Annotated in this window: 18 protein-coding genes; 8 read left to right on the top strand and 10 right to left on the bottom strand. The window is 66.3% G+C overall.

The window, feature by feature from the left end:
- Positions 1 to 8: 8 nt before the first annotated feature.
- From G6N38_RS10590 to G6N38_RS10580, 3 genes are read right to left on the bottom strand one after another with little or no spacing between them, the layout of a single operon-like run.
- A complete protein-coding gene (locus G6N38_RS10590) occupies positions 9 to 656 on the bottom strand; it encodes a LutC/YkgG family protein (protein ID WP_163747491.1) in 648 nt (215 codons plus the stop codon).
- Complete coding sequence (locus G6N38_RS10585; RefSeq protein ID WP_163747490.1) at positions 653 to 2,140, bottom strand: LutB/LldF family L-lactate oxidation iron-sulfur protein; 1,488 nt, start codon at positions 2,138 to 2,140, stop codon at positions 653 to 655. The genes G6N38_RS10590 and G6N38_RS10585 overlap by 4 nt, the downstream gene beginning before the upstream one ends.
- The gene (locus tag G6N38_RS10580; protein ID WP_163747489.1) at positions 2,140 to 2,880 is read right to left on the bottom strand and encodes a (Fe-S)-binding protein; all 741 of its coding nucleotides are present in this window, start codon (positions 2,878 to 2,880) and stop codon (positions 2,140 to 2,142) included. The genes G6N38_RS10585 and G6N38_RS10580 overlap by 1 nt, the downstream gene beginning before the upstream one ends.
- Before the next feature lie 97 nt (positions 2,881 to 2,977).
- Between G6N38_RS10580 and G6N38_RS10575 the strand changes: the two genes are divergently transcribed.
- The 3 genes from G6N38_RS10575 (at position 2,978) to G6N38_RS10565 (ending at position 7,166) form a co-directional block, all read left to right on the top strand.
- Complete coding sequence (locus tag G6N38_RS10575) at positions 2,978 to 4,906, top strand: potassium transporter Kup (protein WP_163747488.1); 1,929 nt, start codon at positions 2,978 to 2,980, stop codon at positions 4,904 to 4,906.
- A 26-nt stretch (positions 4,907 to 4,932) separates the two neighbouring features.
- Positions 4,933 to 6,141: an FAD-dependent oxidoreductase gene (locus G6N38_RS10570; protein WP_163747487.1), complete on the top strand. Its 1,209-nt coding sequence runs from the start codon at positions 4,933 to 4,935 to the stop codon at positions 6,139 to 6,141.
- Between the two features lie 98 nt (positions 6,142 to 6,239).
- Positions 6,240 to 7,166: a hypothetical protein gene (locus G6N38_RS10565; RefSeq protein WP_163747486.1), complete on the top strand. Its 927-nt coding sequence runs from the start codon at positions 6,240 to 6,242 to the stop codon at positions 7,164 to 7,166.
- Between the two features lie 30 nt (positions 7,167 to 7,196).
- Here the strand turns inward: G6N38_RS10565 and G6N38_RS10560 are convergent, their stop codons facing one another.
- From G6N38_RS10560 to G6N38_RS10550, 3 genes are all read right to left on the bottom strand, one after another.
- The gene (locus G6N38_RS10560) at positions 7,197 to 7,949 is read right to left on the bottom strand and encodes an SDR family NAD(P)-dependent oxidoreductase (RefSeq protein WP_163747485.1); all 753 of its coding nucleotides are present in this window, start codon (positions 7,947 to 7,949) and stop codon (positions 7,197 to 7,199) included.
- 75 nt (positions 7,950 to 8,024) lie between these two features.
- A complete protein-coding gene (locus G6N38_RS10555) occupies positions 8,025 to 8,921 on the bottom strand; it encodes an LLM class flavin-dependent oxidoreductase (protein WP_407662984.1) in 897 nt (298 codons plus the stop codon).
- Between the two features lie 35 nt (positions 8,922 to 8,956).
- Positions 8,957 to 9,505 carry a TetR/AcrR family transcriptional regulator gene (locus tag G6N38_RS10550; protein WP_163747483.1) on the bottom strand — a complete coding sequence of 183 codons (549 nt, stop codon included), beginning with the start codon at positions 9,503 to 9,505 and terminating at the stop codon, positions 8,957 to 8,959.
- 104 nt (positions 9,506 to 9,609) lie between these two features.
- On the opposite strand from G6N38_RS10550, the gene G6N38_RS10545 reads away from it, so the two are divergent.
- The 5 genes from G6N38_RS10545 (at position 9,610) to G6N38_RS10525 (ending at position 13,755) form a co-directional block, all read left to right on the top strand.
- A complete protein-coding gene (locus G6N38_RS10545; protein ID WP_163747482.1) occupies positions 9,610 to 10,851 on the top strand; it encodes a cytochrome P450 in 1,242 nt (413 codons plus the stop codon).
- Positions 10,852 to 10,865: 14 nt separating this feature from the next.
- Entirely contained in the window at positions 10,866 to 11,060 is a 195-nt protein-coding gene (locus G6N38_RS10540) for a ferredoxin (protein WP_163751926.1), read from the top strand.
- 3 nt (positions 11,061 to 11,063) lie between these two features.
- Positions 11,064 to 11,768, top strand: a complete 705-nt coding sequence (locus G6N38_RS10535) for an NIPSNAP family protein (RefSeq protein ID WP_163747481.1) — start codon at positions 11,064 to 11,066, stop codon at positions 11,766 to 11,768.
- Positions 11,768 to 12,991 carry a cytochrome P450 gene (locus tag G6N38_RS10530; RefSeq protein WP_163747480.1) on the top strand — a complete coding sequence of 408 codons (1,224 nt, stop codon included), beginning with the start codon at positions 11,768 to 11,770 and terminating at the stop codon, positions 12,989 to 12,991. The genes G6N38_RS10535 and G6N38_RS10530 overlap by 1 nt, the downstream gene beginning before the upstream one ends.
- A 62-nt stretch (positions 12,992 to 13,053) precedes the next feature.
- Entirely contained in the window at positions 13,054 to 13,755 is a 702-nt protein-coding gene (locus G6N38_RS10525; RefSeq protein WP_163747479.1) for a TetR/AcrR family transcriptional regulator, read from the top strand.
- Here G6N38_RS10525 and G6N38_RS10520 read toward each other — a convergent pair.
- The 4 genes from G6N38_RS10520 to G6N38_RS10505 all read right to left on the bottom strand — a co-directional run bounded on the left by G6N38_RS10520 (position 13,727) and on the right by G6N38_RS10505 (position 19,236).
- Complete coding sequence (locus G6N38_RS10520) at positions 13,727 to 14,695, bottom strand: enoyl-CoA hydratase/isomerase family protein (protein ID WP_163747478.1); 969 nt, start codon at positions 14,693 to 14,695, stop codon at positions 13,727 to 13,729. The genes G6N38_RS10525 and G6N38_RS10520 overlap by 29 nt on opposite strands.
- 115 nt (positions 14,696 to 14,810) lie before the next feature.
- The gene (locus G6N38_RS10515; RefSeq protein ID WP_163747477.1) at positions 14,811 to 17,060 is read right to left on the bottom strand and encodes a molybdopterin-dependent oxidoreductase; all 2,250 of its coding nucleotides are present in this window, start codon (positions 17,058 to 17,060) and stop codon (positions 14,811 to 14,813) included.
- A gap of 19 nt (positions 17,061 to 17,079) precedes the next feature.
- Complete coding sequence (locus G6N38_RS10510) at positions 17,080 to 17,637, bottom strand: TetR/AcrR family transcriptional regulator (protein ID WP_163747476.1); 558 nt, start codon at positions 17,635 to 17,637, stop codon at positions 17,080 to 17,082.
- Positions 17,638 to 17,763: 126 nt separating this feature from the next.
- Positions 17,764 to 19,236: an adenylate/guanylate cyclase domain-containing protein gene (locus G6N38_RS10505; RefSeq protein ID WP_163747475.1), complete on the bottom strand. Its 1,473-nt coding sequence runs from the start codon at positions 19,234 to 19,236 to the stop codon at positions 17,764 to 17,766.
- Positions 19,237 to 19,332: the final 96 nt, after the last annotated feature.

The raw sequence follows: 19,332 nt of genomic DNA, 5'->3' as shown, positions 1-19,332 counted from the left end.
CGGTGTGGTCATCGGAATCGAGTGGAATCTGCAATGTCACCGGTCACCAGGAGTACGTCGAGGGTGCGCGGTCCGTGCACGCCCTCGACGCGGTTCAGTTCGATGTCACTGGTGGCGCTTGGCCCGGAGATAAAGGTCAACGGGCGGCGCGGGTCGAGGGCGGCGAATGCCTGGGGGACGGTATCGACGATCTGATCGGTGAAGACCACGCAGATGTGGTGGTCGGGTATCAGGGTCAGTGCGCGCCGGCCTTGGGTCGGTCCAGCATCGAGGACGATCGTGCCGGTGGCGGCAATGCCCAGGGCGCAGCCGGTGACGACGGCGTCGGTCTGGTCGAGTTCGGTTACCGCTAAAGGGTTTTCGGGGTCGTCGGGGACGGTGCGGATTCCGCTGACCCAGTGCGGTGGCAGGTCGGCGGGGATCGCCACCCGGGCATCGGGACCGGATAGCGCGGCGATCGTGGCGGCGATCGCCGTGGCGTCGACACGTAAAACCTGGGCTCGGTATTCGGCCACCATCTCCGCGAAGCGGTCCGGGTTGCCGGGCCCGCGTGCGGGTTGCCGCTCGTAGTCGCGAGGCACCTGCACGGCTTCGGGCGGGGCGGCTGCGAGCGCGCCGCGGATTCGATCGAGGACGATCCGGCGAGTCTCATTCATCGGGACGGCTCACCATGGGTGCGTGCCCACCATTGCCGAAAGGTCTCCGCGGGCGGGGCCGGGATATCGCGACTGGACGTCCAGCGCGATGCGGGCCAGGGCAGCGCGGTGATCCGCTTGTCGGGGCCGGCCACCAGCCGTCCGCCCGCCAGCAGCTTCTCGGCGGCGGCGAACCTTTTCGGCGATGCCATCGCCCACGCCGCCGCCCGCATCGCCAGGTCCTGTCCCGGAGCCCGGTGATCCTCGACCTGGGCGGCCCGCAGATGCACCAGGATCGACGGGATGTCGATGCGCACCGGGCAGGCGTCGAAGCACGCGCCGCATAGTGATGAGGCATACGGCAGCGACGCGTTGGGGTCGTCGTGCCCGCGGGTGCCGGTCAGCTGGGGACTCAGAATCGCGCCGATCGGGCCGGGATAGACCGACCCGTAGGCATGCCCGCCAGTGCGTTCGTAGACCGGGCAGACATTGAGGCAGGCGCTGCAGCGGATGCAGTGCAGAGCGGCGCGGCCGACCGGATCGCCGAGCACCGCGGTGCGGCCATTGTCCAGCAGCACCAGATGGAACTCCTGCGGTCCGTCACCGGGGTGCACGCCGGTCCACATCGAGGTGTACGGGTTCATCCGTTCGGCGGTCGACGAGCGCGGCAGCAGCTGCATGAACACCTCGAGATCGGTGAAGGCCGGCACCACCTTCTCGATGCCCATCACCGTGATCAAGGTCTGCGGCAGGGTTACACACATCCGGCCGTTGCCCTCGGATTCGACGACGGCCAGCGTGCCCGTCTCGGCAATCCCGAAGTTGGCGCCGCTGACGGCGACCCTGGCGGACAGGAACTTTCGGCGCAGGTGCGCTCGGGCTGCCATCGCCAGCACCCGCGGCTCATCGGTCAGCTCGCCGGCATCCGGCATTTCCCGGGCGAAGATCTCGCGAATCTCGGCCCGGTTGCGGTGGATCGCCGGAACCAGAATATGGCTCGGTTTGTCGTGGCCGAGTTGGACGATCAGCTCGGCCAGATCGGTTTCGATTGCGGCGATGCCCTGGGCCTCCAGGTGCTCATTGAGACCGATCTCCTGGGTGGCCATCGACTTGACCTTGACGACCTCGTCGGCGCCGGTATCCCGGATCAAGCCGGTCACGATCTGGTTGGCCTGTCCCGCGTCGCGCGCCCAATGCACCACCCCGCCGCGGGCCACCACGTTGGCTTCCAGCTCTTCGAGTAACTCGGGTAGCCGGGCCATAACGTCGGCTTTGAGCGCGCTGCCTGCGGCCCGCAGTTCTTCCCAATCGCCGCACTCGGCCACTGCTGCAAGGCGTTTGGTGCGGATTGTGTGGGTGGCGTGCCCGACGTTGTGGCGCATCTGAGTGTTGGCCAGCTCGCGGCGCGCCGCCTCCGGAAACGGTTGCGTGCCCCGCAGGTTGCCGGTGCCGGGCACCCCGAGGAAGCGGCGGGCAGGACCCGGGGGTGGATCCGACGTCGCCATCAGCCGGCCTCGGTCGAGGCAAGGATCTCGGCGAGATGCACGGTGCGCACCGGCGAGCGCATGCGGCTCAGCCCGCCACCGATATGCATCAGGCATGAACTGTCCCCTGCGGTGCACACTTCGGCGCGGGAGGCGATGACGGCCGACATCTTGTCCGCCAGCATGGCCGTCGACGTGTCGGCGTTCTTGATCGCAAAGGTGCCGCCGAACCCGCAGCACGTGTCCGCCTCGGCCAGCTCCACCAGGGTCAGCCCCCGCACCCGACGCAGCAGTTGCAAGGGCTTGTCCCCAACGCGCAACAGCCGCAGCGAATGGCAGGTGGGGTGATAGGTGACCCGGTGGGGGTAGTACGCGCCGACGTCGGCCACGCCGAGGACGTCGACCAAGAATTCGGATAGCTCGTAGGTGCGCGTTGCCAGCGTCTCGGCACGCCGCGCCAGCGCATCGTCGCCCGCGCGCCGGGCCACCATCGCGTGCTGGTGGCGAACCGAGCCGACACACGACCCCGACGGGGCCACCACGGCATCGCAACCGCTGTGCTCGAACACCTCAACGTGGTGGCGCACCAGATCGGCGGCCTGCCCCAGATAGCCGGTGTTGACGTGCATCTGGCCGCAGCACGTCTGCCCGCTCGGGAACACCACCTCATGCCCAAGCCGCTCCAGCAACTCGACAGTCGCGATCGCGGCCGCAGGAAACATCGCGTCGGCCAGACAGGTCGCGAACAGGGCGATACGCATCCGCTCCACCGTACGTCGGGACCGGGTCCTGACCGCTACGATTGGCGACCACGTCGCCGGGGACCGACACCGGGCGGAGCGATCGGGGGACTGACCTGTGAGCACAGCTGCCGCGGTTCCGGTGCATTCGGTCGCGAGCAAGGCCCGTACCGGGGTGATCGTCGGCGCGCTCGGAGTGGTGTTCGGTGACATCGGCACCAGCCCGATCTACACCATTCAGACGCTGTTCAACCCCGGCGATCCGCACCCCGTGCCGATCAGCAGTGCCAACGTCTACGGGGTGGTGTCACTGATCTTCTGGTCGGTGATGATCATCGTCACCCTGACCTACGTCACGCTGGTCATGCACGCCGACAACGAAGGTGAGGGCGGCGTCATGGCCCTCATCACTCTGGTGCGCAGACTGGGACGGCGGTCTAGTCCGAGGATCATCAGCGCCCTATCCGCACTCGGAATCCTCGGTGCAGCATTGTTTTTCGGTGACAGCATGATCACCCCGGCGATCTCGGTGCTCTCCGCGGTGGAAGGCCTGAAGCTCGTGGATCCGTCGCTGTCGGACTGGGTGGTGCCAATCACCGCGGTCATCATCGTCGGGCTGTTCGCCGTGCAAAAACGGGGCACCGCCGCGGTGGGCCGCTACTTCGGCCCGGTGATGATCGTGTGGTTCCTCGTGATCGCCGCGTGCGGGCTGCGCGGGATCGCCGGTCACCCGCAGATTCTGAAGGCACTGTCCCCGACGTACGCCCTCGAATTCATCTTCGGCCACTTCCACATCGCCTTCTTCGCGCTCGCCGCCGTGGTCCTGGCGGTTACCGGAGCCGAAGCGCTCTACGCCGACATGGGGCACTTCGGCCGCAAGGCGATCACCTGGGGCTGGCTCGGCCTGGTGCTCCCGGCGCTGGTACTCAATTACCTCGGCCAGGGTGCCTTGCTGCTGGGTGACCAAAGCGTGGTGAACGCGCCGTTCTTTCTGCTGGTGCCCAGCGGCTGGGAGCTACCGATGGCGATCCTGGCCACCGCCGCGACGGTGATCGCCTCCCAGGCGGTGATCACCGGGGCGTATTCGGTGGCCTCGCAGGCGGCCCAGCTCGGATACCTTCCGCGGTTGCGGATCGCACACACCTCGGCGTCGTCGATCGGCCAGATCTACGTCCCGTGGATCAACGGCATGCTGATGGTGGCGGTGCTGATCCTGGTGTTCGCTTTCCGTAGCTCGGCGGCACTGGGTTACGCGTACGGAATGGCGGTCACCGGCACGATCACGATCACCACCCTGCTGTTCCTCTACATTGCGCACACCCGCTGGCGATGGCCGCTGTGGATGGTGATCGTCGGTGGCGGTGCGCTGCTGACCGTGGATCTGATGTTCCTGGCCGCCAACTTGACCAAGCTCGTTCACGGTGCCTGGTTGCCGTTGCTGATCGGGGTCGTGACCTTCACCGTGCTGATCACCTGGCAGCGGGGCAGCGCGGTCGTCTCGCAGGCCCGGGAGAAGGCCGAGGGTCCGCTGCAGCCGTTCATCGACGAGATCAACACCCACAAGCCGCCGTATCCGCGGGTTCCCGGCACGGCGGTGTTCCTCAACCGCGAGGACGAGACGGCACCGCTATCGATGCGGGCCAACGTCAACTACAACCACGTCGTCCACGAACGAGTCATCATCTTGTCGATCGTGGTGCCGCCGGTACCCCGGGTGCCCGACGAGGAGCGCATCAGCGTCGACGACCTCGGCGACCCTGATGACGGGATCTGGTACGTGAAGGCCCAATTCGGCTATATGGAACGCGTGGACGTCCCCAGCGCGTTGCGGATGGTGGACCCGGCGCTGATCGGCGGCCCGATCGACTGCACGCGCGCGTCGTATTTCCTGTCCAAGATCGAGCCCGTCCTGGGGGACCAGCCAACGATGGCGCCCTGGCGGAAGCGGCTCTTTATCGCGACGTCGTTCCTGGCCGCGGACTCGGTCGGGTATTTCGGGCTGCCGGGTGATCAGACGGTGCTGATCGGATCGCGAATCGAGGTTTAGTCTCCCGCGCGAGCTACGGTTAGCGCATGACCGACTCCACCACCTGTGCGATCGTCGGCGGGGGCCCCGCCGGCATGGTGCTCGGACTGCTGTTGGCGAGGGCGGGTGTCAAAGTCACGGTGTTGGAGAAACACGCCGACTTTCTGCGTGACTTCCGTGGCGACACAGTGCATCCCACGACCTTGCGACTGCTCGATGAGCTGGGTCTGGGCGCCCGTTTCTCTGCGCTCCCACAGAGCAAAGTCGACCACGCCGAAATCACCGTCGACGGGCAGTCCCTGACCATGGTGGACTTCCGCCGACTGCGCCAACCGCATCCGTACGTCGCGATGGTGCCGCAGTGGGATCTGCTGAACCTGCTGGCCGAGGCCGGCCAGGCCGAGCCGACCTACACACTTGCGATGTGCCACGAGGTGACCGGGCTGTTGCGCAGCGGCGGCCGGACGACCGGAGTCACCTACACCTCTCCGGACGGGGAAGGCGAGCTGCGCGCCGATCTGACAGTGGCCTGCGACGGCCGCTGGTCGATCGTGCGGCAGAGCGCCGGCCTGACCGCGCGAGAATTTCCAGTTCCATTCGACGTGTGGTGGTTTCGCCTTCCTCGACAGGCGGGCGGGCAGTACACCCTGATTCCACGGATCGTTGCGGGCCGGGTGCTGATCATGATTCCGCGCGAGGGCTATTTCCAGATCGCCTACCTGATCCCGAAAGGCGTTGACGGTCAGCTTCGGGCGCGCGGCCTGGATGCCCTCAAAGCCGAACTCGCCGAACTGATTCCGGAGGCCGACGTCGATAGCCTGACCTCGCTGGACGACGTGAAGTTTCTCGACGTCAAGCTGAACCGGCTCAAACGCTGGCATGCCGACGGGCTGCTGTGTATCGGCGACGCGGCGCACGCCATGTCGCCGGTCGGCGGGGTGGGCATCAACGTGGCGGTTCAGGATGCGGTGGGTGCCGCGAGGCTGCTGGCCGACCCGCTGCGACGCGGCGTCGTCACCGAGCGGGCGTTGGCGGCGGTGCGCCGCCGGCGGCTGCCGCCGGCCGCGATCACCCAGGCTGTGCAGCGGGTGTTGCACCGTCAGCTGGTGGCGCCGATCCTGCGGGGCCAGAGCGGTAACCCGCCGGCGGCGGCTGTCGCGTTGATCCGCCGGCTGCCGTGGCTTTCGGTGATCCCGGCCTACCTCGTCGGGGTCGGCGTGCGACCCGAGCACGCGCCTGACTTCGCCAGGCGATAGCACAAGCTTCGAGTGAATGGGACGCCACCCATTTCGGTGGTCTTCGAGTACGGTCAGCGCCGTCAGCGATTCGATCCAACTCGGGAGCCGTATCACCTATGGGGCACAACGTATTCTGCCGGTCCATCAACGCCGGGGTGGCGCTCGCGGGGGCTGGTGTGCTCGCCTGGGCGCCGGTGCCGGCCCTGGTTGGCGACCAGACGGCGCTCGCTGCGCCGCGGATCGTGGTCGCCGACGTCGTGCCCACCGCCAGTTCCGCCGAGACGCTCGCCGCGGCCGCAATGGACACCCTGCGGGCCAGCGTTCATGCGTGGACGACCGAAGTTCCCCAGCTATGGAACACGGTGACCGCCGACTGGATCGATGAGCGGCTGACCGGGCGCAACTACGGTCGGGTCGCCGAATTGCTTCTGCTACCGGCGGTGCCCTTTGTATCGGGGCCGTTCAACCGCGCCCTCGCCGGTGTGTTGAGTGATCAATTCCCGGACCACTCCGAGGAGATCGGACAGTTCTTCGAAGCGGTCGAGTACGCCGCCATCAGGGTGGTGGGACCGCTCCTGAGTGCGTTCGCCGGGGCCGGTGAGGCTCATGCCGGGATTTTCCGGCCGATGACCACGTGGGACATCCCCGGTTTCCTGGTGGCGGTGGTGAAGGCGCCCATATACGTCATCGACGGATTCTTGAATGGCGGCTACGGCGATCTTGGTCCCTTGCTGGGCCAGGGTTTCGACGGCAAGGGCGACGTGATCGCGCCGCCAGGACTGTTCACCCCGTGGGGTGCCACGGTGACGCCGCGGAACATCGACGGCCCTCTGCCGGCAGCGGATAGCACGAACAAGTCCGGTGATCTCACTGTCGAGGTGCAGCCCAAAGCTAATGCCGCAGAACAGAGTCCAGCTCGAGCCGCCGCTGGCACGCGAAATCATCAAGGTGCCCATCGGTCTGCCAGCTCAGCAGCCAAGGCAAGCACGAACGGTAGCGGCGACGAGCGGAAGGCCGGCACCGGTCGTAGCGCCCGGCGCTAGGTCAGGCGTCTTCAAGCTGGCCTGCCTGCGCTAACCGCCGACCATGATCAGTCCGCCGTCCACGGGAAGCAGCTGACCGGTGATGAAGTGTGAACCCTCACCGGCCAGGAAGACCAGCACCGGGCCGAGGTCGCGATCGGGATCGCCGAGCGCGCCGCCCAGCGGGATGGATGCCTTGATCTGCTGATCGATGAATGGTGCTGCCTCGGGCCCGAGGAACTCGCGCAACCGGTCGGCTCCTCGGGTCTGCATCGCCGGCGCCAGCGCGTTGACCGTCACGTTGTCCGACGCCCAGGCCTTGGCTGCCGAGCGGGTCCAGGCCTGCACCGCTCCCTTGGTCGCGGCGTACACCGCCGAGATCGGACTGCCCATCACCGCCTCGGCCGAGCCGAAGTTGATGATGCGCCCACCGGACTTTCGCATCACCGCGTGCGCGGCCTGGTTGGTGAGAATCGTCGTCTTCACGTTGGTGGCGAGCAGAAAGTCGATATCGTCGGCGCTGATGTTTCCCGGGACGCCCTGCTGCCAGAGCCCGGCGGCGTTGACCAGCACGTCCAGCCCGCCCAGGGTCGCCACCGCAGCGTCGATCATCTTCTCGACCGAGGCGGCTTCCCTGGCATCGCACTGGATCCAGGTCGCCTGCGCCTCGTCGGTTGGCTGCGTCTGGTGGTAGGTCGCCACGACGTGTGCGCCGGCGGCCGACAGTGCGCGCACCGCCGCGGCACCGAGACCGCTGGCGGCACCGGTGACCACCGCGCGGCGTCCTTGCAGGGGGTGGCTCATGGAGGCCAACGCTAGGGTGCGCGACCTGTGGTGTCAACCGTCGAATATTCGAAAAGCATTGTGCGCGAGCCGGGCTCAGAACTGTGGGAGCACTTCGCCGGCAAGCAGCTCGAGTGTCGCATCCGAGGCCCGGTCATGGGTGAACAACACCACCTGGCCGAATCCCATCTCACGCAGCTGACCGAGGCGGTCGACGATCGCCTGCGGCGTACCGATCAGCCCGCCGTCGTGCAGCCCGAATCCTGGCCCACCGAAGCGCTTTTCGGCGATCCTCCGGACCTCGTCCAATGCCGTATCGTCGGGGGCGATGGCCAGCACGGCCTCCACCGACATCACGATGGTCGCCGGATCGCGCCCGATTTCCTCGCACAGCCCGCGCAGCACGGACAGTTTGTGCTCCACCTCGCCCAGTGCGTAGGTGGGCACATTCCAGACATCGGCGTGGCGGGCCACCAGCGGCAGGGTGTACTTCTCCCCGGAGCCGCCGACCACGATCGGTGGCCGGGGAGCCTGGACCGGGCCGGGCCTGATCGGCATATCGCGAACCGTGTAATGCGTTCCGGCAAAATCGATCCGCTGTTCGGCGAATGCCTGGGTAAGGATCTCCAGCGTCTCCCGCAGCCGATCGGATCGCTCCGCTAACGATCCCCAGTCCAGTCCGAGCCGGTGGTGTTCGTCTTCGATGGAACCACTGCCGATGCCCAGCTCGAGGCGGCCGCCGGAAATCTGATCCAGTGTGGTGGCCATCTTGGCCAGCACAGCCGGGTGACGGAATTGGTTGCACAGCACCATGTGTCCGACGCGGAGCCGCTCGGTCCGGGTCAGCAGTGCGGTCGCCAGTGTCCAAGCCTCCAGCGAATCGATGCCGGGGACACCGGGGCCATACATATGGTCGTAGAGCCACAGCGACCCGATCCCGAGCTCCTCGCAGCGATGCGCGCGGTGCAGCACCTCAGTGAAGGCGAAGCCCATCTGCGGGACGTAGATCCCGATGTCGAGGGGAACAGTCACTGCTTGATGCCGACGGCGTGCCGCAGCTGGGCCAGGAATTGGTCGGCGTCGTCGCTGCGGACCACGTAATGCGAGACCGCGACGCGAATTGCGGTGGCCGCCTTGAGTCCAGCGTTCGGCCCACTCAGCAGTCGTTGCAGCCGTGCCCGCATCACCGGCAGGATCCGCGCCAGCTGGGCGACCACTACCTCGGGTTCGACGTCGATGAGCCGGACACCGGAGTAGGTTTGCTGATAGGCGACGATGAACTGCAGCGCCGCGTCCAGCTTGTCGGTCCCGCGCAGCCCAGCGGTGGCTCGGCTGATACCGGTGTCGAACATCTCCCGCTCGTAGACGCCGAACGCGTCGAGCAACTCTGTTTTGGAGGCGAACCAGCGGTACAACGTGGGCCGCGAGACACCGGCCTGCAGGGCGACCTCGGACAAGCTGAGCTTGGTCTGACCGCTTCGGGCAAGCACCTCGGCGGTGGCGTTGAGGATGCGCCGCCGCGAGGAGGACTCGTCCTCGTCGGGTATCGCGGTGCTTCCTGCCGGCGCCTGGGTCACGTGTACAGGATTACAGGTCGAAGGCTATGTGTCACGTCCGTCGGCACATCCGAGACGGAAAACACTGTCTTTACAAATACTAGGCAAAGTGTCACGCTGGGCACGTGTCCGGGGACCAACGTGAGTACAGCCATCACGACATCACGTCGCGGCGATTCTGGGGCCAGCCGTTCGACGTCCGCGAGCAGACCTTCGCCGCGCTGCGGGCCGTCGACGGCCTCACCTGGCACCAGCCTTTTCCCTCGCTCTTCCCGATGGAGGAGCCCGGTTACTGGGCGCTGACCCGCCGAGCCGACATCGCCCACGCCAGCCTGCATCCGGAGCTGTTCAGCTCGGCGCAGGGCATCGCGCTGGACCCGATGCCCGCCGACATCCAGCGAATCGCAACGTTCTTCCTGATGATGGATCCCCCGCAACACACGACCTACCGCCGACTGATCAGTGCGGCGTTCACCCCCCGCAACGTCGCCCAGATCGACGAGCAGGTCCGCAAGAACGCCGCCACTGTGGTCGACGAACTGGTCGGCGCCGGGGAGGTGGACTTCGTCGCCGCCTGCTCGGCGCGACTGCCGATGATGACGATCTCCGAAATGCTGGGGGTGCCCAACTCCGAGCGGGAGGCCGTCGCCAAAGCTGCCGAGAAGCTGTTCAGCATGAGCGACGACGAGTACAGCTCGCTGGAGGAACGAGCCGAAGCGACCGTCAACGAGATGTTCCTGCTCGCGGGCACCGGCATCGAACTGGCGAAGTTCCGCCGCCGTCATCCCGCCGACGACCTGATGACCAGCATCGTCAACGCCGAGGTCGATGGGCATCGGCTCACCGACGAGGAGATCGGCGCCTTCCTGGTGCTGCTCGCCTCGGCCGGTAACGACACCACCAAGCAGACGACGTCGCACGCCATGCTGGCGCTGGCGGCGAACCCGGACCAGCGAGCCTGGCTGATGGCGGACTTCGACGCCAGGATCGGCCCGGCGGTCGAGGAGTTCATCCGATGGGCCACCCCGGTGTTGCAGTTCGCCCGGTTCGTCACCGAGGACACCGAACTGGCCGGCCAGGAACTGAAGGCCGGTGACAAGGTGGGGTTGTTCTACTGCTCGGCGAACCGGGACGAAGCCGCCTTCGACCAACCGGGGGCGTTCAACCTGGAGCGCTCGCCCAACCCACACCTGGGCTTCGGCGGTGGCGGTCCGCACTTCTGCCTCGGCAATCAGCTCGCCCGGACTGAACTGCGGAATCTGTTCCGGGAATTGTTGTTCCGGGTCGACGTTGAGCTGGGTGAGCCGGATTATCTGATGAGCAGTTTCGTCCACGGCATCAAGCACCTCCCAGCGTTCGTCCGGTGAGTGTGGAACAGGTCATGCGGATTGAAGTGGATCTCGACAAGTGCACCGGACACGGCATCTGCGAGTCGATCGCCGAGGACGTGTTCGAGGTCGCCGACGACGGGAGCGTCCGCATCCACGGTGATCCGCGTCCGGAATCGGATCGGGAGCGGATCCGGCAGGCGGTCAGCCAATGTCCGGCCGCGGCGCTGAGTCTGGTCGAGGACTGATCGGTGAAGAAGTTCTTCAGCCACACCCTGATGTATCTGCACGAGACGATCGCGCTGGGTTCGGAGCGCAGCGATCGCTTCACCGAGCAGTTCACCAGTGTCTATCAGCCGATGATGGAAGCGCTTGGGGCACGGTTGTTCTCCATTTGGGAAACCACGCCCTACAACGGCCGTTGGCCGCAGGTGACGATCATCTGGGAGATCGACGCGTTCGCCGACTACGCCCGTATCGGCCGGGACCAGGCTCCCGGCGGCGGCCAGCGCGAGGCGGCGGTGGCATGGTCGGATTACCTCGCCAGCGTCGGCGCATCGGGGGAGGGCCGGATCATGTACGCCGGTCGCAGCAACCGCACGCTGGCGCAGCTGCAGGACGCGAAGTTCGGTGCCGGACTGGTGATCCAGGAGATCATGCAGACCAAACCCGGCCGGCAGGACGACTACATCCGCGAATTGGAGCGCCTCTACGTCCCGTGGTCGGAGCGGACGGGTAAACGGTGGCTCGGGTCGTTCATCACCACCTTCCGCTTCAACGAGGTGATCCACTACTGGGCGCTCGACGGCGGCTGGGACTGCTTCGAGAACCATTATCCGTCCTGGAAGGACAGCCCGCCGGCCGAGATCGTGACGTGGATGAGCGTCGCACCCGCCCTGCGCGACGGCTGGGAGGACTCCATCCTGCAGGCGCTACCGCCGTCACCGCTCCGATAATGGTTGTGATGCAAGACTTCTCGTATAACCCTTTTGACGCGGCGGTGATGGCAGATCCGCAGCCCTTCTACCGGACGCTGCGCGACCACCACCCGGTGTACTACGTCGAAGCGCTCGACACCTTCGCGTTGTCACGGTTCAGCGACGTCTGGCAGGTGCTCGCGATCAACGACGGGACGTTCGTCGCATCGGAGGGGACACTGCCTGCCGCGGCGGTACTCGGCAGGCGCAACAACGGTCCGGTCGCTGATCCGCCGTTGCACCCCTTGCCGTTTCACGCCAACTTCGACGCCCCGCTCTATGACGATGTCCGCCGCTGCACCGCAAGCCAGTTTCGGCCGAAGTCGGTTGCGACGTGGCAGGAGCGGATCCGCGAGCTGGCCAACCAGCGTCTCGACGAACTGCTGCCCCGCGGCACATTCGACCTCACCCAGGATTACGGCGGCGTCGTCGCTGCCGCGGTGGTGTGCGAACTCGTCGGTCTACCGACCGATTTGGCCGCCGATGTACTGGCCACCGTCAACGCCGGCAGCCTGGCGCAGCCGGGCAGCGGTGTCGAGGTGGCCAACGCCAGGCCCGGCTACCTGGAGTACCTGATCCCGATCGTGGAACGGGTCAGGGCAGGCAGCTTCGGCGGACCCCTGCCGATCGTGGAGAATCTGCTGGCCTACCGGCTGCCCGACGGCTCGGCACTGACCGACAGTGAAGTGGCCGTCCAGATGCTGGGGGTGTTCATCGGCGGCACCGAGACGGTGCCGAAGATCGTCGCGCACGGGTTGTGGGAGCTGCGCCGTAACCCCGAACAGCTGGCGGCAGTGCGGGCCGATACCGAGGCCACCGTGCCGGTGGCCCGCGAAGAGATCATCCGCTACTGCGCTCCTGCGCAGTGGTTCGCCCGAACGGTGCGGCGGCCCTTTACCATCCACGACACCACTTTTGTGCCGGGTCAGCGGATCATCACGCTGTTGGCGTCGGCCAACCGCGACGAGCGGGAGTTCCCCGAGCCGGAGACGTTCATCTGGAATCGGCCGATCCAGCGATCACTGGCCTTCGGGCGTGGTCAGCATTTCTGCCTGGGCTATCACATGGCGCGCCTGGAGATCGCGGTGATGGTGCAGGAATGGCTGCGACGCGTCGGTGACTATCGCATCATCGGCGAGGAGGCTCACCGGCCGCCGTCCAGCTTCCAGTGGGGCTGGAACAGCATCCCGGTTCAGGTGTAGCTCGGCGGGTTCGCGGGCTAAATTTCTTGATTTACTTTGGCCTCTGGTGTCCACTATGAACGGTGAGCCCAGCCAAAGACCAGCGAACTGATCGGTCGGCCGTCACCCGTGATGCACTGTTGGCTGCTGCAGAGCAACTCTTCGCTGAGCACGGCATGCATGGGGTGTCGAACCGGCATATCAGTGAGGCCGCCGGCCAGGGCAACAATGCGGCCGCCTGTTACCACTTCGGCTCCCGGGCAGATCTGCTGCGCGCGATCGAAGCCAGGCACCGCGCCGCCATTGACGAGATCCGGCAGCGCGAGCTGGCCAGCATTCCGTCGACCCCACAGTTACGGGACTGGATCGGCGTCCTGGTCTATCCGTTGACCGAGCATCTCGAAGCACTCGGAACAACAACGTCTTACGCACGTTTCGCGGCCCAGGTGATGGCCGATCCCACCTGTCGGGATCTGGTGGGATCCGATGCGATGACCTCCGAGCTCATGCTGAAAACCGTCCGAGGAATCAACCGGAGCCTTCCCGATCACCCGAAGCGCGTTCGGGCTGGCCGCTGGATGATGGCGCGAAATCTGTTGATGCACAGCCTCGCCGAGATCGAAGGCGAGCATGCCAACACTCGAGGGACAACCGGTCCGAACTGGCCGGTGGTGGCCGAGGAGCTGGTCACCGCGCTGGTGGGGTTGTGGGAGGCGCCGGTAGCTCGGCGAGAAGGTGCCCGCCGCGACGTCCAGGTCAGGGTTTCTTCCGTCCGGAGTGGCTGAGCCGCCATTCCGGCGGGAAGTTGAGGTCGTTGTCCTTGACGACGTTATTGAGGCCCTTCTCGAAGGTGCCCTCAGTGAGGTCCGGGTAGTTGTCGCGGTCGTTGGTCATCATCGGCAGCATGCCCTCGACCACACCCGTCAGCAGGCTGCCGAAGTACTCACCCTTGTGCTGCTTGTAGAGTTCGAGGAAGGCTTTCTGGACCACGACGGTGTCGGTCGGGCGTGACTTGGAGCAGGCCATCGCATACTTGAGGGTCTCGGCTTCGAGCTGGTCGCGGGGGACCACGCTATTGATGAACCCGCACTCGTACATCTCTTGGGCGGTGAACGGCCTACCGGTGAACAGCATTTCGGAGAATTTGCGCAAGCCCATCGTCTCTGCCCACCACCACAGTCGTGGACCCCAGCCGACGTACCGGAAGGCCGGGTGACCGAACAACGCGTCATCGGAGGACACCACCAGGTCCGCGTCGCCGGCTTGGTAGAAGTGCCAGCCGTAGCAGTATCCCTTCGCCTCCACGATCGTGACTTTCTTACATTCCTGCAGCGGGCGGTTGCCGGCCCGGGCCTTGGCGTAGTGATCGGTGAGGGTGTAGAGGTAGCGGTAGGAATCCCCGGGCGGGTACTTCACGCTGTCATCGTTGATCGAAAGTTCGTGCAGTAGAGGTGTTCCCGGGTTCTCCAACATCTCGCGCTGCTCAGGGAGATCGCCGCCGCTGCCGAAATCGTTGCCTTCACCGCGGATCACCACGACCTTGACGTCGTCGTCGACGTTGCACTTGTGGATCATGTCGGCGAAGTTCTGCCGCATCCCCATGGTGGTCGAGTTCAGTTCGTCGGGTCGGTCGAATGTTATGTACGCGATCCGATTCGCGACGTCTTTCTCAAATTTGATGAATGGTTCGGCGTCCTTCTTCATCTCCTCGTAGTCGTGGTTCATTGTGGCCATGCTCCCGTCGTCGAGGTGGTGATGCTGCCCGCAACATAACGACATTGAGCCACCCGCGAGAGTAAATCAACCAATTTATTTGATTGGATGACTGACCGGCAGCGTCTTACCCGGCCGCGACGAGGCCGGCCGGTACCGCTTCGATACGTGCCGGGACGTGCTTGTGCCACGGCGTCCCGGCATAGGGATCGCGCCAGTCGGTTGAGGTCAGCGCGTTCGGGGCGACACCGGGCACGCGGGTCTGCCCATCGGCGTCGACGAAGTCGAGCCCGAAACCATTGGGCAGGGCCGCATGCCCCGCCAGCATGGTCTCGCTGACCTCGACCACGGCCTCGGCGCTGCCCGCGGCGGTGGTGATGCGGGCGCGGGCGCCGTCGACCAGGCCAAGGGCTTCGGCGTCCTCGACGCTGACCCGCAGCGCGCCGTCGGCATCGCGCTTGCGCCAGGACGGATCCCGGAGGATGTCATTGGCGGTGAACGCGCGCCGCTCACCGGCGGACAACACGATCGGGAACTCCGCACTGGTCAGCTCGGCGCCGGCATTGGTCAGCGCGCGAATGTCGTCGAGCATCTCTGGAATCACCAGTCGGATCTTGTGATCGGCGTGACTCATCAGGGCCCAGTCATCGGCATACTCGTGCACGCTGAAGGTCACGCCCGACTTGCCGGTCAGGATAGCGTCGAAGAGCGCATTGCCGTCGGCGTGACCGGCACGCCGCACCGCGTCGGGGTAGGCGACGGCAGCCTTCTGGGCCAGGCCCCACAGTGCGGCCGCGCCGGCCAGCCCGTCGGGCAGGGTTGGACCCAGCGTTTCGTAGAGCACGTACGGCAGCACTTTGCCCAGCGCCGGATTGGCGGCCAGTTCGGTGAAGAACGCCCTTGTGTAGGCGTCCCGCCCCTGCTTGGCGGCTTCGCGTAGCGGTCGCAGGTCGTCATCGCTGACCACATTCAGCGCGCGTACCAGCCGTGCCCAGATCTCGGGCTCGGGCAGGGTGCCGGGCACCGGATCGAACAGGGGATGGCGCAGGTGGAACTCGTTGCGCGGGAACTCAAAATTGAAGAACGTGGCTTCGGGCTTCTCGAACTGGCTGGCCGCGGGCAACACGTAATGGGCCAGCCGTGCGGTCTCCGTCATCGCCACGTCGACGACCACCAGCAGCTCCAGCGACTCGAACGCGGCGCGGCAGTTCCCGGAGTCGGCGATGGAGTGAGCCGGATTGGCGCTCTCGACGAGCATGGCCCGGAACCGGTCGGGGTGATCGGTCAAGATCTCTTGGGGCACCACGTTGGACGGCACCAGGCCGGCGATGATCGGCGCACCCGTCACCGGGGAGCGCCCGACGCCACTGAGGCTGAACAACGGCGCGAACGACGAATGCAGGTGTTGCCCGCCACGTTTGGCAAAGCTCCCGGTGAGAATCCACAACAGTTTGTTGAGGTAGGAGCACAGGGTGCTGTTCGGGGCCTGCTGCACGCCGAGGTCCTCGATGACCGCGACGGAATCGGCGGCGGCCATCCGGCGTGCGGCGGCGCGCAACAGCTCCTCGTCGACACCGCTGCGCTGCACATACTCGCCGACTGGAATCGTCTGCAATACCTCGCGGACTTCGTCGGCGCCGTGCACATGCTCGGTGAGAAAGGTTTCGTTGCAGAGGTCCTCCTGCACCAGCACGGCGGCCAGCGCGGCCAGGCACCAGGCGTCGGTGCCGGGTTTCACCCGAAGGTGGAAGTCCGCCATCTTGGCGGTATCGGTGACCACCGGGTCGATGACCACCATCGAGCGGGCGGGATCCTTGGCGATGTCATTGAGCACCGTGCGGGCGCGCGGGAAACTCTGCGACATCCACGGGTTCTTGCCGACGAACACCGACACCTCGGCGTGCTCGAACTCGCCGCGGGTGTGTCCGCCGTATAGCTGGACGTCCACCCAGTTCTCGCCGGTCTTCTCCTGGGCCAGCGCATTGGACCGGTAGCGCGAACCGAGCAGCTTGAGGAAGGAGCTGCTGTAGGCGCCGCCGAGGTGGTTACCCTGACCGCCGCCGCCGTAGTAGAAGATCTTGTCCCCACCGTGGGTGTCGGCGATGCGCCGGAACCCCGCCGCGATCTCGAAGATCGCGGTGTCCCAATCGATCTCCTCATAGCTGCCGTCGGTGCGGCGGCGCATCGGCGAGGTCAGCCGGGCCCGGTTGTTCTGGTAGTGGTCCAGGCGCAGGGCCTTGTTGCAGGTGTAGCCCTGCGAGGCCGGGTTGTCCTTGTCCCCGCGGATGCGGGCCAGCGTGCGGCCCTCGGTCTGCACCACGATGCCGCAGTTGCATTCGCAGAGAATGCAGGCGGTGGGTTGCCAGTCGGCGGACATCGGTCTTCCTCTCGTCGGGCTACTCAGCCTCGAGCAGATCGCGCAATTGCCGGTGAACGATGTCGAGTGGCTTGGTATCGCGAGCCGCACGCGCGAGCACGATCGCGCCTTCCAGCCCGGCGGTCATCGACACCGCGAGGTCCTCGGCGCGCTCCTTGGCGAAGCCGTCGGCGATGAGGCGCTGAGTAATCAGATCGTTCCAGCGGGCGAACGTCGCGGCGGCCCGCTCGAGCACCGGGTTGTCCTTCCCGGCTTCGCCGGCTTCGACGGCGACGGCCAGGATCGGGCAGCCGGCGCGGTAGTCGGTTTCCAGCAGGTTCTTGCGGTAGAAGCGGGCCAGGCCGTCGAGCACCTGGATGCCGCTGTCCGCCTTGGCCATTCGAGCGGCGACGAAGTCGGCCACGTAATCGACGGCCTCACAGAGCAACTGGGTGCGACCGCCGGGGAAGTAGTGATAGGCCGAGCCGCGCGGTGCTCCGCTGTGCGCCAGGACGTCGGCGATCGCCGTCGACTGCGCTCCGCGTTCGCGGATCAACAGTGCGGCGGAAGCGACCATCCGGTCGCGCGGGCTCGGCATGATTATGTATGCAACCATATATAATCGCCGGGCGCTAGAGTCGTGGACATCGAGTCTGCGCTGAGCGCGTGTTGCCGGCCTCCGGGCGCCGCGCTCACCGCAGAATGGATGAACTCGTCGCGCAATTCACGTGGTGGGTGCCGACATCCGGGTGGGTTCGCGCCGGCCGCGCAACACTTCGGCGGCGCACTCGGTCCAGTGCGCGCGTTCGGTCGCGTCGGATTTCAGCAGGGCGACATCCGAGCACAGGGCGCGTGCGTCGAAGTCCTTGGCCCGATCCGCCAGTCGCGCCGCCTCGTTGACCGCATCACCGATCACGGTGTATTCGTAGCGATGCGCAGCGCCGATGTTCCCGGCGAACACCGGCCCCGCGGACACCCCGATGCCGAAGTCCACCACGGGCAGCCGGCGCAGCGCGGCGGTCAAGGCGCGAGCTGTCGCCAGCGCGTCGGCAGCTGGGTTGGCGCTGGGCAGCGGCGCACCGAACACCGCCAAGACCGCGTCACCCTGGAACTTGTTGATCAGCCCGCGGCGTTCGTCGACCGCGGCCACGACGATCTGGAAGAAGTGGTTGAGCACCTCGGCCACCTCGGCCGGTGACCGGCTCTGGGCCAGCTGGGTTGAGCCGACGAGGTCGACGAACAGCACGGCGGCCTCGCGGACCTCGCCGGTGAGCGTGTCCGCGTCCTTGACCGCGCGCAGCGCCACGTCCGTGCCGACGTGGCGGCCGAACAGATCTTTCAGTCGGTCACGTTCGGCCAGCCCAGCGACCATCCGGTTGAAACCGCTTTGCAGCCGGCCGATCTCGGAGCGTTCGTAGACGCCGACCCTCGTGGTCATCTGGCCGCGCTCGACCTCGGCCATCGCGGCCACGACGTCGTGCACGGGATCGGAGATAGACAGCGCGACGATGGCCATCCCGCGCAGCCCAACGAACACCGAGATCACCGCGAGCACGATCACCGGGATCTCCAGCGACGCAGTTTTCTGGATGATCCAGCCGTTGGACCGCATGATGACCACCACGGCGAGGCCGATGATCGGCAGCGCGCTACTCATCAGCCACATCAGCAGCAGCCGCGAGAGCACCCCCGGTGCGGTGTCCCGGCCGGTGAGCCGGGTCGCGGCGGCGACGATCGGTCGCATCGGGCGCTGGATGAACAGCAGCGCCGCACCGGTCGACGTGGTGACACCCAACAGCAGAGTCATCCCGATCAACCAGGCCGCCGGCGGGCCGCCGTCGCGGTTGATGACGAGCAGCACGACGGCGCTCAGCCCCCAGATCGCCCCCAGCATCGCGGACTGATTGCGCAGGAACCGCTCGACGAACAACCGGTCCTTGTCATCGGGCGGCTCGCCGGCGGTGAACCAGCGCAGTTTGTAGTCGACGACAAGGACGGCGTAGACGATGACGCCGGCGATGCCGAAGACCGACAGGACGATCGCGGCGATCAGGGTGTCGGTCGCGAACACCGTGTCGACCGACTCGACCAGATCGTGGCGCAGCGGCAGCACCAGCGCGGTGAGTTCGACGCCGGCCAGGATCTGGGCCAAGACGAGAGCGGCGGCGTAGCGGACCTTCCACCACCTCGCCGTCATGGCTCAGACGCTACTGGGACGCCGGCGCAGAATCACGCTCTCATAAAATGAGAGTAGTACTTCCGAAGGGGAGTCCGGCTGCGTAACATCCGCGCT

This window comes from Mycolicibacterium helvum (genome assembly GCF_010731895.1).
GTDB classification, from domain to species: domain Bacteria; phylum Actinomycetota; class Actinomycetes; order Mycobacteriales; family Mycobacteriaceae; genus Mycobacterium; species Mycobacterium helvum.
This window is presented reverse-complemented; position numbering and strand designations above follow the sequence as displayed.

Bases quoted from the DNA above. Each gene is read 5' to 3' on its own strand.
- G6N38_RS10590 (WP_163747491.1), bottom strand. From the start codon at position 656: ATGAATGAGACTCGCCGGATCGTCCTCGATCGAATCCGCGGCGCGCTC.
- G6N38_RS10585 (WP_163747490.1), bottom strand. From the start codon at position 2,140: ATGGCGACGTCGGATCCACCCCCGGGTCCTGCCCGCCGCTTCCTCGGG.
- G6N38_RS10580 (WP_163747489.1), bottom strand. From the start codon at position 2,880: ATGCGTATCGCCCTGTTCGCGACCTGTCTGGCCGACGCGATGTTTCCT.
- G6N38_RS10570 (WP_163747487.1), top strand. From the start codon at position 4,933: ATGACCGACTCCACCACCTGTGCGATCGTCGGCGGGGGCCCCGCCGGC.
- G6N38_RS10565 (WP_163747486.1), top strand. From the start codon at position 6,240: ATGGGGCACAACGTATTCTGCCGGTCCATCAACGCCGGGGTGGCGCTC.
- G6N38_RS10560 (WP_163747485.1), bottom strand. From the start codon at position 7,949: ATGAGCCACCCCCTGCAAGGACGCCGCGCGGTGGTCACCGGTGCCGCC.
- G6N38_RS10555 (WP_407662984.1), bottom strand. From the start codon at position 8,921: ATGGGCTTCGCCTTCACTGAGGTGCTGCACCGCGCGCATCGCTGCGAG.
- G6N38_RS10540 (WP_163751926.1), top strand. From the start codon at position 10,866: ATGCGGATTGAAGTGGATCTCGACAAGTGCACCGGACACGGCATCTGC.
- G6N38_RS10530 (WP_163747480.1), top strand. From the start codon at position 11,768: ATGGTTGTGATGCAAGACTTCTCGTATAACCCTTTTGACGCGGCGGTG.
- G6N38_RS10520 (WP_163747478.1), bottom strand. From the start codon at position 14,695: ATGAACCACGACTACGAGGAGATGAAGAAGGACGCCGAACCATTCATC.
- G6N38_RS10515 (WP_163747477.1), bottom strand. From the start codon at position 17,060: ATGTCCGCCGACTGGCAACCCACCGCCTGCATTCTCTGCGAATGCAAC.
- G6N38_RS10510 (WP_163747476.1), bottom strand. From the start codon at position 17,637: ATGCCGAGCCCGCGCGACCGGATGGTCGCTTCCGCCGCACTGTTGATC.
- G6N38_RS10505 (WP_163747475.1), bottom strand. From the start codon at position 19,236: ATGACGGCGAGGTGGTGGAAGGTCCGCTACGCCGCCGCTCTCGTCTTG.